The 11,056-nt window shown below is 74.6% G+C and carries 11 protein-coding genes; 5 read left to right on the top strand and 6 right to left on the bottom strand.

From position 1 onward, the window contains the following. Positions 1-109 precede the first annotated feature (109 nt). On the bottom strand, positions 110-2,341 hold the full coding sequence (gene katG, locus ACFXHB_RS17675) for a catalase/peroxidase HPI (RefSeq protein WP_380575209.1): 2,232 nt from the start codon (positions 2,339-2,341) through the stop codon (positions 110-112). Positions 2,342-2,616: 275 nt separating this feature from the next. Here katG and ACFXHB_RS17680 point away from each other — a divergent pair, with 275 nt between their 5' ends. The 3 genes from ACFXHB_RS17680 to ACFXHB_RS17690 all read left to right on the top strand — a co-directional run bounded on the left by ACFXHB_RS17680 (position 2,617) and on the right by ACFXHB_RS17690 (position 5,320). Beyond that, the gene (locus tag ACFXHB_RS17680) at positions 2,617-3,027 is read left to right on the top strand and encodes a Fur family transcriptional regulator (RefSeq protein WP_380575211.1); all 411 of its coding nucleotides are present in this window, start codon (positions 2,617-2,619) and stop codon (positions 3,025-3,027) included. 143 nt (positions 3,028-3,170) lie between these two features. Then, entirely contained in the window at positions 3,171-4,676 is a 1,506-nt protein-coding gene (locus ACFXHB_RS17685; protein WP_380575212.1) for an MFS transporter, read from the top strand. Further along, positions 4,673-5,320, top strand: a complete 648-nt coding sequence (locus ACFXHB_RS17690) for a TetR family transcriptional regulator (protein WP_380575213.1) — start codon at positions 4,673-4,675, stop codon at positions 5,318-5,320. Before ACFXHB_RS17685 ends, ACFXHB_RS17690 begins: the two co-directional genes overlap by 4 nt. 71 nt (positions 5,321-5,391) lie before the next feature. Here the strand turns inward: ACFXHB_RS17690 and ACFXHB_RS17695 are convergent, their stop codons facing one another. The 3 genes from ACFXHB_RS17695 to ACFXHB_RS17705 all read right to left on the bottom strand — a co-directional run bounded on the left by ACFXHB_RS17695 (position 5,392) and on the right by ACFXHB_RS17705 (position 7,212). Then, a complete protein-coding gene (locus ACFXHB_RS17695; protein WP_380575214.1) occupies positions 5,392-5,763 on the bottom strand; it encodes a YybH family protein in 372 nt (123 codons plus the stop codon). A 63-nt stretch (positions 5,764-5,826) separates the two neighbouring features. Beyond that, entirely contained in the window at positions 5,827-6,120 is a 294-nt protein-coding gene (locus tag ACFXHB_RS17700; protein ID WP_380575216.1) for a muconolactone Delta-isomerase family protein, read from the bottom strand. A gap of 99 nt (positions 6,121-6,219) precedes the next feature. After that, positions 6,220-7,212 (bottom strand): MBL fold metallo-hydrolase, encoded by a 993-nt coding sequence (locus tag ACFXHB_RS17705; RefSeq protein WP_380575217.1) that lies wholly within the window; start codon positions 7,210-7,212, stop codon positions 6,220-6,222. 151 nt (positions 7,213-7,363) lie between these two features. Here ACFXHB_RS17705 and ACFXHB_RS17710 point away from each other — a divergent pair, with 151 nt between their 5' ends. Beyond that, positions 7,364-8,251, top strand: coding sequence for a LysR family transcriptional regulator (locus ACFXHB_RS17710; protein ID WP_380575218.1), 888 nt, complete (start codon positions 7,364-7,366; stop codon positions 8,249-8,251). A 39-nt stretch (positions 8,252-8,290) separates the two neighbouring features. On the opposite strand, the gene ACFXHB_RS17715 is transcribed toward ACFXHB_RS17710, so the two are convergent. Further along, positions 8,291-9,157, bottom strand: coding sequence for a helix-turn-helix transcriptional regulator (locus tag ACFXHB_RS17715; RefSeq protein WP_380575219.1), 867 nt, complete (start codon positions 9,155-9,157; stop codon positions 8,291-8,293). Between the two features lie 115 nt (positions 9,158-9,272). Here ACFXHB_RS17715 and ACFXHB_RS17720 point away from each other — a divergent pair, with 115 nt between their 5' ends. Continuing rightward, the gene (locus tag ACFXHB_RS17720; RefSeq protein WP_380575220.1) at positions 9,273-10,046 is read left to right on the top strand and encodes an SDR family NAD(P)-dependent oxidoreductase; all 774 of its coding nucleotides are present in this window, start codon (positions 9,273-9,275) and stop codon (positions 10,044-10,046) included. A gap of 229 nt (positions 10,047-10,275) precedes the next feature. On the opposite strand, the gene cpt is transcribed toward ACFXHB_RS17720, so the two are convergent. Beyond that, a complete protein-coding gene (gene cpt, locus ACFXHB_RS17725) occupies positions 10,276-10,809 on the bottom strand; it encodes a chloramphenicol phosphotransferase CPT (protein WP_380575222.1) in 534 nt (177 codons plus the stop codon). Between the last annotated feature and the right edge of the window lie 247 nt (positions 10,810-11,056).

Below are 11,056 nucleotides of genomic sequence, written 5' to 3' on the forward strand. Positions count from 1 at the left end.
TGTTTTTTTACTATCCGACGGGCACGCCGCACCCCACGCCCGCCCCGCGGGGCGCGCCGTCCCCCCGCCCCGCCCGGCGCCCCATCGGCGGGTTCCCGACGGGGCGGGGTCAGCGCAGGTCGAACCGGTCGAGCTCGGACACCTTGGTCCAGGCCGCGACGAAGTCCGCCACGAACTTCTCCTTGGCGTCGTCGCTCGCGTAGACCTCGGCGAGCGCGCGCAGCTCCGAGTTGGAGCCGAACACCAGGTCGGCCCGGGTGCCGGTCCAGCGGACCGCACCGGTCGTGGCGTCCCGGCCCTCGAAGGTGTTCGCGTCCTCCGAGGTCGCCTTCCACGTCGTGCCCAGGTCGAGCAGGTTGACGAAGAAGTCGTTGGTCAGCCGCCCGGGGGTGGCGGTCAGGACGCCCAGCGAGGACTGCTGGTGGTTGGCGCCCAGCACGCGCAGACCGCCGACCAGGACGGTCAGCTCCGGGGCGCTGAGGTTCAGCAGGTTGGCCCGGTCCAGCAGCAGGTACTCGGCCGGCAGCCGGACGCCCTTGCCGAGGTAGTTGCGGAACCCGTCGGCGGTCGGCTCCAGCGCCGCGAAGGACTCGACGTCGGTCTCGTCCTGGGAGGCGTCGACCCGGCCCGGGGTGAACGGCACCTCGACCGGGGAGCCGGCGTCGGCGGCGGCCTTCTCGACACCCGCCGCGCCCGCGAGGACGATCAGGTCCGCGATCGAGATCGCCCTGCCGTCGGTCCGCCCGGCGTTGAACGACTCCCGCACCCCCTCCAGGGTGCGCAGCACCGTCGCCAGCTCGTCGGGCTCGTTGACCTCCCAGCCGCTCTGCGGCTGCAGCCGGACGCGGCCGCCGTTGGCGCCGCCGCGCATGTCACTGCCGCGGAAGGAGGAGGCCGAGGCCCAGGCGGTGGAGACCAGCTGGGAGACGGACAGGCCGGAGGCCAGCACCTGCTGCTTGAGGGCGGCGATGTCCGCGGCGTCGACCGTGGCGCCCGTGGCGGCGGGCAGCGGGTCCTGCCACAGCAGGGTCTCGGCCGGGACCTCGGGGCCGAGGTAGCGCACGACCGGGCCCATGTCGCGGTGGGTGAGCTTGTACCAGGCCCGGGCGAAGGCGTCCGCGAACGCCGCCTGGTCGGCCAGGAAGCGCCGGGAGATCTCCTCGTAGACCGGGTCGAACCGCAGCGAGAGGTCCGTGGTCAGCATGGTGGGGGCGTGCGTCTTCGAGTCGTCGTGCGCGTCCGGGACGGTGCCCGCGCCGGCGCCGTCCTTGGGCCGCCACTGGTTGGCGCCGGCCGGGCTCTTGAAGAGCTCCCACTCGTAGCCGAAGAGGATCTCGAAGAAGGTGTTGTCCCAGGTGATCGGGGTGTTGGTCCAGATGCCCTCAAGACCGCTGGTGATCGTGTCGTCACCCTTGCCGGTGCCGTAGGTGCTGCTCCAGCCCAGACCCTGCTGCTCCAGCGGGGCGGCCTCGGGGTCGGGGCCGACGTTGTCGGCCGGGCCCGCGCCGTGGGTCTTGCCGAAGGTGTGGCCGCCCGCGATCAGGGCGACGGTCTCCTCGTCGTTCATCGCCATCCGGCGGAAGGTCTCGCGGATGTCGCGGGCCGCCGCGATCGGGTCCGGATTGCCGTTGGGGCCTTCGGGGTTGACGTAGATCAGGCCCATCTGGACCGCGCCCAGCGGGTTCTCCAGGTCGCGGTCGCCGGTGTAGCGCTCGTCGTCGAGCCAGGTCGTCTCGGGACCCCAGTAGACGTCCTCCTCCGGCTCCCAGACGTCCTCGCGGCCGCCGCCGAAGCCGAAGGTCTCGAAGCCCATGGTCTCCAGCGCGACGTTGCCGGCCAGGATCATCAGGTCGGCCCAGGACAGGCTCTGGCCGTACTTCTTCTTCACCGGCCACAGCAGGCGGCGGGCCTTGTCGAGGTTGGCGTTGTCCGGCCAGCTGTTGAGCGGGGCGAAGCGCTGCTGGCCGGCACCGGCGCCGCCGCGGCCGTCGCTGATCCGGTAGGTGCCCGCGCTGTGCCAGGCCATCCGGATGATGAAGGGGCCGTAGTGGCCGAAGTCGGCCGGCCACCAGTCCTGCGAGGTGGTCAGCGTCTCGGCGAGGTCGCGCTTGACGGCCGCGAGGTCCAGCGTGTTGAACGCCGCGGCGTAGTCGAAGTCCGCGCCGAGCGGGTTGGCCACGGCCGGGTTCTTGGCAAGGATCTTCAGGTTGAGCCGGTCCGGCCACCACTGGCGGTTGCCGCCGCCCTGGGTCGGGTGCGGGGCGCGTCCGTGCGCGACCGGGCACCCTCCTCCCCCCTCCGCCTTCGCGTCGGTGACGATCGCGTCATGGTTCTCAGACATGGGAATCCTTCCGGGCCGGGCGGATCACTGTGTTCAGGAACGATCGAGGGGTGAAGCACCTGAGGGGGTCGTTCAATGAGGAGGAGTAGCTCACCCGACGCGGAGGTGCTCACCGCCGTTCCGGAGCCTCACTGCCCCCTAGGCTATCGCCGGAACCGATCCTACGATGGACGGATTCCAAGTCAAGAACCACACCGAGTCGGTATCCCGTCGGAGTTCGGAAGGCCGCTGCTAGAATCCGGGGTTCCCCCATGAGCCTGAATAGGTGAACCGATATGAGTGACCTGTTGGTACGGCTGAGAGGGCGCGGCTGGCGGCTGACCGCCCAACGGCGTGTCGTCGCGGAGGTCCTCGACGGCGACCACGTCCACCTCACGGCCGACGAGGTGCACGCCCGCGCGGTCGAACGGCTGCCGGAGATCTCCCGGGCGACCGTCTACAACACCCTGGGCGAGCTGGTCGGCCTCGGCGAGGTCATGGAGGTCGCCACCGACGGCCGGGCCCGGCGCTACGACCCCAACGCGCACCGCCCGCACCAGCACCTGGTCTGCTCCGCCTGCGGCACCATCCGCGACGTCCACCCGGCGGGGGACCCGCTGGGCGATCTCCCGGCGGAGCAGCGCTTCGGCTTCGCCGTCGCCACCGTCGAGGTCACCTACCGGGGGATCTGCCCGGACTGCGGCTGAACTCCCGCGGGCTGTCGCCGGCCGGTCCCGGCGCCCTGGTCCCGGCGTGATCCCCCGGAGTCGGGACAGGGGGGTGCACAGGCGTTTACTCTGAGAGGGGTGAACATCTGTGCACCCTCCTGTGGATCAGCGTCTGGAGCGGTATGACCCCGGTGACGGCCGAACCCGGCCCGCCCTCCCCAGCCCCTTCGCCGTCCGAGCGGGCGCCCCGGGCCCACCTGATCGTGCCGGTCCTCGCCTTCTGCGGGGTCGTCGTCGCGGTCATGCAGACCCTGGTGGTGCCGCTGCTCCCGCACGTGCCCGCCCTGACCGGCAGCTCGCCGGGCGCGGCCGGCTGGCTGGTCACCGTCACCCTGCTGACCGGCGCGGTCTTCACCCCCGTGCTCGGCCGGGTCGGTGACATGTACGGCAAACGGCGCGTGCTGCTCGCCTCGCTGGGCGTGCTCACCGCCGGGTCCGTGCTGTGCGCCGTGAGCTCGCAGATCGGCGTGCTGATCGCCGGCCGGGCCCTGCAGGGCGCGGCCCTCGCCGTCATCCCGCTCGGCATCAGCATCATCCGCGACGAGCTGCCGGCCGAGCGCGTGCTGCCGTCCATCGCCCTGATGAGCTCCACCCTCGGCATCGGCGCCGCCGTGGGCCTGCCGGTGGCGGCGCTGGTGGTCGAGAACTTCGACTGGCACACCATGTTCTGGGCCTCCGCGGCGCTCGGCCTGCTGGACATCGCCCTGGTGCTCCGGATCGTGCCGGAGTCGCCGCTGCGCTCCCGGGGCCGCTTCGACCTGGTCGGGACGCTCGGCCTCGGCACCGTCCTGGTCGGACTGCTGCTCGCGATCACCCAGGGCGCCGGCTGGGGCTGGACCTCGCCGCGCACGCTCGGCCTGCTCGGCGGGTCCCTGGTGCTCGGCCTGCTCTGGGGCCGGTACGAGCTGCGCGCTCCCTCCCCGATGGTCGACCTGCGGGTCTCGGCCCGGCCCGCGGTGCTGCTGACCAACGTCGCCGCGATGCTCATCGGCTTCGCCTTCTACGCGAACTCCCTGGTCACCGCGCAGATGGTGCAGGAGCCCAAGGAGACCGGTTACGGCCTCGGTGCCTCGATCGTGGTGGGCGGGCTCTGCCTGTTGCCGGGCGGCCTGGCGATGGTGGCGCTGTCCCCGCTCTCCGCCAGGATCTCCGCGACGTACGGGCCGCGGACGACGCTCGCCGTCGCGGCGGCCGTCATGGTGGTCGGCTACCTGGTGCGCTTCTTCACCAGCCACAGCCTCTGGCTGATCGTGGCCGGCGCCACCGTCGTCGCCTCGGGCACCGCCATCGCGTACTCGGCGCTGCCCGCCCTGGTGATGCGGGCCGTGCCGGTCGGCGAGACCGGCGCGGCGAACGGGCTGAACACGCTGATGCGCTCGGTCGGGCAGGCCTGCTGCAGCGCGGTGGTCACCGCCGTGCTCGCCCACGTCACCTTCACCGCCGCCGGGCACACCGCCCCCACCCTGCACGCCTATCTGCTGATCTTCCTGATCGCGGCGGCGACGGCCGCCGCCGCGCTGGTCGCGACGCTCTTCCTGCCCTCCGGCAGGCCGGCGCCCGCCGGGCCGGCCGCACCCGGTACGGTCGGGGTGACGACCCCCGCGGCCCCGGCCCAGGAGAGCGCATGACCGTCGCCGACGAGACCGGCGCGGCCGAGCCGCCCGCCGTGCCGCACCCCGGACCGGCCGCCGGACCGCCCGAGCGGCGGCCGGGCGAGGCCGATCCCGCCGCCGAGCAGGGCACCGGACGCGACGCCATCCTGCGCGCCGCCCGCCGGGCCTTCGCCCTGCGCCCCTACGCCGACGTCACCATGCGGGGGATAGCGGCCGACGCGGGCGTGAGCCCTTCGCTGATCGTCAAGCGGTTCGGCAGCAAGGAGCACCTGTTCAACACCGTCGCCGACTTCGGGCCCGCGGCGGACGAACTGTTCGCCGCCGAGCCGGCCGGGCTGGGCCGCCACCTGGTGCTGACCACGGTCCGGATGCGCCGGGAGCAGCGCGGCGACCCGCTGCTGCGCGTGGTCTTCTCGCTCGGCAACGAGGACGAACGGACCCTGCTGCGCGAGCGGTTCCGGCACCAGGTGACGGAGCGCCTCGCCGCCTCGCTGCCGGGGCCCGACGCGGAGCTGCGGGCCGAACTGATCGCCGGTCAGCTGCTCGGACTCGGCGCGACGCTGAGCCTGCACCGCCCGGGCGCGGGCGACCGCGCCACGCCCGAGCGGCTGGCGGACCTGTACGCCCCCGGCCTCCAACGGCTGATCGACGGCGACTGAGACCGGGGCGGGCCGGGGGAGGCCGCGCCCCGGCCGGTCGCCGGGCGACGCGCCCCCGGCGGTGGCGCGGCTCAGTCCGGCCGGGAGACCTGGTAGTGGCCGAGGTACCAGGCGTCGCCCACCCGCCGGACCAGGACCCCGAGGTTGACGCCGAGCGTCGGCCGGTCGGTGAAGGAGAAGTCGACGGCCAGGTAGCCGAGCACGAGGTCGTCGGCGAGCCGCCGCGTTTCGAGGATCCGGTACCCGGCCGTCATCCCGAGGGGCTGGGCGCCGTAGTACTCGGCGACGCCCCGCCGTCCGACGCTGTAGGGGTGCAGCCCCTGGAAGATCGCGTCCTCGGTGAAGAGGGCGGCGACCCGCTCCGGTTCGTGCGCGTCCACGGCGGCCTTCCACCGCTCCAGGACGTCGCGCAGGACCGCTTCACGGGCCGAGGTGCTGTTCACGGGGGCTCCTGTGGGTCGTCGGGTCTCGCGGGCGCGGGCGCGGGCGCGGTGGGCCGGCCGGCACTACGGCCGGCCGGGGTCGTTCGGGTGCGGCGACAGCGGAGTCACCGTGTCACGCCGCCACACCCGCAGCGGCATCGACGCGAGCACCTGCTCCAACTCCTCCGCGTCCCGGGCCCGGAACAACCCCCAGGTGCGCCACTCGCCGGGTGCCAGGGGCGGGCGCCAGAGCCGCAGCAGCTGCCCCCGCGCGGCCAACTCCCGGGCCCGCCCCGCCTCCCGGGCCCGGATCCCGGCCACGTCCTGCTCGGACGTGCCCTCCGGAACGCTGGTCACCATGTCGACCAGGAACTCCACGGCTGCCTCCCTCGTCCGCCCGCGCCGGCCGCTGCTGCCGGCCGGACTCCCGCAACGATCGCCGACCGGTGCCGCCCCGATCGGCAGGCGCACCCCGCTTCACCCGACGGAGTGCCCGGCGCTGCCGGTCGGCCGAGGCGCGCCGCCGTCCGGTGCCGCCCCGTCCCCGCCGGGCGGGTCGGCCCGCGCGGCCGGATCCCGGTCCGGGTGTTCGCCGCACAGGCACGCGACCGCCGGCTCGATCCACTCCCGGCCGGCCCACCCGGGGTGCCGTTCGATCAGGACCGCCCGGACCTCCTCGACGATCGTCTCCCGGCTCATCGCCGAGTCCCGGCGCACCCAGGTCTCGTCGCGCAGCTCCCGCAGGTACCCGAGCACGTCCTCGACCACCTCGGTGCCGCCGACGGCGCCGTGGCCCGGGACGACCGTCCGCGGCCTCGCCGCCGCCAGCCGGGCCATCACCTCGATCCACCGGAGGCCGCTGACGTCGGTGTCGTGCGGCGGGAACCACGGGAAGATCGCGAACTGTCCGGCCTCGGCCAGGTCGCCGGTGAACAGCACATCGGCGTCGGGCACGGTGATCACCTGGTCGCCCTTGCTGTGGGCCCGGCCGACGGCCCTCAGCCGCACCGACCGGCCGCCGAGGTCGAGGTCGTGGGAGTGCTCGTAGACGACGTCCGGCACGGGCACCCGCGCACCGTCGAGCCGCCGGGCGACGGTGGCGTCGAGGCCGCGGAACATCGCGAGGTACCCGTCGCCCTTCGTCCGCAGGTCCTCGGCCTGTGCCCGGTTCAGCAGGAACGTCGCCTCCCCGGCGAAGACCTGCGCGCCGAAGGCGTGCTCGGGGTGGAAGTGCGTCGACGTGAGGTACAGCCGGCGCCCCCCGGCGTAGTCGCGGGCGAGGGCCAGCACGCGCTCGGCGTTCTCCGGGCCCAGGCCGGTGTCGACCACCAGGACGGCCTGCGACCCGCCGACGATCCCGATGTTCGGGACCAGCGGGACGGCCCGGTCGGGCACGACCAGCAGGTCGGGAGCGAGTTCGTACGCGTCGCCGGTCCGCACCTCTGGGTCGGGCAGTCGGTGGTCGGTCATGGTGGCACTCCTTGCCTCGCCCGACCGGTCGGGACCGGGACCCGGGCTACGGGGGCTGGCATCGCTTGCCCTTCCACTCCACCGCCGGGCCGACGACGGCGTCCAATACCCGTTCACCCCACCCCATACCGGGCGGGTATCGTTGCCGGTGATGGACCTTCGCCTGCTGCGCTACTTCGTCGCCGTCGCCGAGGAGCGCCACTTCGGTCGGGCCGCCGCCCGGTTGCACATGACCCAGCCCCCGCTGAGCCGCGCCGTCCAACGGTTGGAGGCGGACCTGGGCGTCACCCTGCTGCACCGCTCCGCCACCGGCGCGACGCCCACCGCGGCCGGGGCCGCCCTGTACGAGGAGGCCCGCGGCCTGCTGGCGCGGGCCGAACTCGCCCGCGCCCGGGTCCGGGCCGCGGCCGGCGCCGGGAGCCTCACCATCGGCACCCTCGGCGACAGCGTCGAACACGCCGGCGGCGCCGGCTCCTCCCTCGCGGCCGCCTTCCGCCGACGCCATCCGGAGGTCGACGTCCAGGTCCTCGAAGCCGACCTCACCGATCCCACCACCGGGCTGCGCGCCGGCCTGGTCGACGTCGCGGTGACCAGGGCGCCGTTCGACGACACCGGGATCAGCACCCGGGTGATCCGGGCCGAACCCGTCGGTGTGGTCCTGCGCGCCGACGATCCGCTGGCCGGCCGCGACCTGCTGCGCCTGGCCGACCTCGACGACCGCACCTGGTTCCGCTTCCCCGACGGTACGGACCGGCGGTGGCGCGCCTACTGGGCCGGGGCCAGGCCCGACGGGCCGCCGCGCGAGGGACCGGTGGTGCGCACCGTCCACGAGTGCGTCCGGGCGGTGCTGTGGAAGGGCACCGTCGGACTGGCACCGGTCGGCCACCGGCCCGCCGAGGGGCTCACCGTCGTCCCGCTCGCCGACATGCCGCCGAGCCACCTGGTCGTCGCCTGGCGGACCGGTGACGCCGACCCCCTGATCCGCTCGTTCGTCGCGCTCGCCGCTCCCGGCGCCGGCCGCCGGCCCGCGGCCGGCTGAGCGCGGCGGACCCCGGCGGCCGGGCTCACCCGACCGGCGTCACCCGACCGGCGTCACCCGGGCCGCGCCGGCGTCGGCGCGGCCGTCGGACCGCAGCCGCCGGAAGGTGTCCGAGGCCCGGCTGCCGCCGGGAGCCAGGAAGACGAACAGGTGCTGGCCGCCGTCGGGGAGTCCGAGCACGGTGTAGTCGAGCACCTCGGCGTCCAGATCCGGATGACGCAGCGACAGCCGGCCCTGGCGGGGCGGGCCGGCCCGGTGCCGGGCCCAGAGGGCGGCGAACGCCCGGCTCTGCGCGGAGAGCCGGGCGACCAACGCGGTCAGCTCGCGGTCGTCCGGGTCGTCGGCGTGCTGGGCGCGCAGCCCGGCGACCAGGTCGGCGCCGATGGAGTCGGCGGGCGTGTGGTTGGCCCGCTCGGCCGCGCCGTACGGACAGCAGAACACCTGCCAGAGCAGATTGCGTTCGAAGGCCGGCCGGGAGGCCGGATCGGCCAGCAGCGCCCCGGCCCTCGGGTTCCAGGCGAGCAGGTCGAACCGGGGGCCGGTGACGAAGGCGGGCGTCCGGTCCAGGGTGGCGAGCAGCGCGCGGGTGGCCGTTCCCACGCCGTCGGCGGCGGTGGCCGGCGGCTCCGGTCGCCGCCGGTGGGCCAGCCGGTGGAGGTAGGCCCGCTCGGAATCGGCCAGCAGCAGGGCGCGGGCGATCCCGTCCAGCACCGGGCCGGTCGGGAGCCGCTGGCGGCCCTGTTCCAGCCGGGCGTAGTAGTCGGCCGAGATGCCCGCGCGGACGGCGACCTCCTCCCGGCGCAGGCCCGGCGTACGGCGGCGCGGTCCGGTGGGCAGCCCCACCTCGGCGGGGGCCAGGCTCCGGCGGCGGGCGCGCAGGAACGCGCTCAGCGGGGTGTCGGGCATGCGCACACGCTGGCACAGTCCGCGCCGCGGATCCAGGACCTGGCAGACCCCGGTTCGCGGACCCGGGACGATCCGGCCCCTGGTGCGGGCCTCCCGGCCGGGGGAGGCTCGCCGCATGGGACTTCTCGACGACAAGGTCACGATCATCACCGGAGCGGGTCGGGGCATCGGCGCGGCCGCGGCCGAACTCTTCGCGGCGGAGGGCGCGTTGCTCGTCCTGGCGGCCCGCACCGGGCATCAGGTGGAGGCAGTGGCGGCCGGTGTGCGGGCGCGCGGCGGACGAGCGGTGGCCGTCGCCGCGGACATCGCCACCGCCGAGGGCGCCGACCGGGTGGTCCGGACCGCGCTGGACACCTACGGACGGCTCGACGCCGCCTTCGACAACGCGGGGTCGGGCCCCCTGCCGGCCCCGCTCGCGGAGCGGACCGAGGCCGACTGGGACGCGGTGCACTCGGTGAACCTGCGCGGTACCTGGCTCTGCCTGCGGGCCCAGCTGCGGGCGATGCTCACGGGCGGCCGCGGTGGTGCGATCGTGCTGTGCGGCAGTGTCGGCGGGCTGGTGGGGGGCTTCGGCGACGGGACCCAGCAGGCGGCCAAGCACGGACTCACCGGCCTGGTGAAGGCGGCCACCGCCGACTACGCCCGCCACGGCATCCGGACCAACGCGATCGCGCCCGGGGTCGTGCGGACGTCGGCCGTCGAACAGCTCTTCGCCGCGGGGCCCGCCTTCGGCGCGGCCGTCGCCCGGTTCACCCCGGCCGGCCGCCCGGCGAGCGCCGGTGAGATCGCGCAGGCGGCGGCCTGGCTGCTCAGCGACCGGTCCTCCTACGTCGCCGGGGTGACGCTGCCGGTGGACGGCGGCATCACGGCCACCCGTTCGTTCAGCTGAGGCTGACGTCTGACGTCTGACGTCCGAGCCTCAGTCCGACGTCCGAGCCTCAGTCCGACGTTCGAGGCTGAGTCCGACGTTCGAGGCTGAGTCCGACGTCCGGGTCCGATGTCCGAGTTCGGACGTCGGACGTCGGACGTCGGACGTCCGAGTTCCGGCCCGAGCCGCTCGACCGCGCGAAGTCGCCGTCGGCCGGGCCGAGTTCCGCCGCCGGGATCCGGGTTGCCGCTCACCCGACCCGTGCGGCGATGGACACCGCGCACTCCATCGACTCGGCGTGCGCGGTGTCCACCTCCAGGTCGTAGCGCACGCCCCGGTGGACCAGATCGGCCTGGGAGGCGGCCATGCCGATGATCCGGTCGCCCCGCGCGACCTCACGACCCGCGGCGATCGCGCCGTCGCACCGGACGCCGACCCACAGCACCGGCAGGTCGCCCAAGGCCTGCTGCCATCGCCGCTGCGACCGCGCCCCGCCGAGGAAGACCTCGTCGACGATGACCCGGGCGCCCGCGCGGGCCATCGCGGCGACCCCCTCGATCCAGGCCGCCTCCAGCCGGCGGAACTCCGGTCCGACGGTCACCTCGCCGTCCGGCGCGAAATCGATCCCACCCTCCGACACCCGCATGGACGCCGGCATCGCCTCGACCAGGGTGTCCGTCCCGAGAGCCAGCCACGGGTCCGGCAGGACGGCCTGCAGACAGCGCACGATCCCGGACTTCCCCGAGCTGGAACCACCGTTGAGAACGATCACCTGAGTCGCCATCGCGCCACAGTAGAGGTGTCGGGGCACCGCTCGAAACGGATTTTCGCCCCGCCGGTGCCGGGAAGGCGGTGCCGGGGTGGTGGACCGGGGGCGGCGGAACAAGCTCCGGCACCGGAACGGGACCGGGCCGGGCCCCCCCCCGGGGGGGGGGTCGGGGCGTTTCCGGGGCTTTAACACCCACCCCCCCGCCCCACGCCGGGACCTGGTGCGCGGCCTGGTCTACCCCGTGCCCGACCCGGCCTTCCCC

Source organism: Kitasatospora sp. NPDC059327 (assembly GCF_042752535.1).
Lineage (GTDB): Bacteria > Actinomycetota > Actinomycetes > Streptomycetales > Streptomycetaceae > Kitasatospora.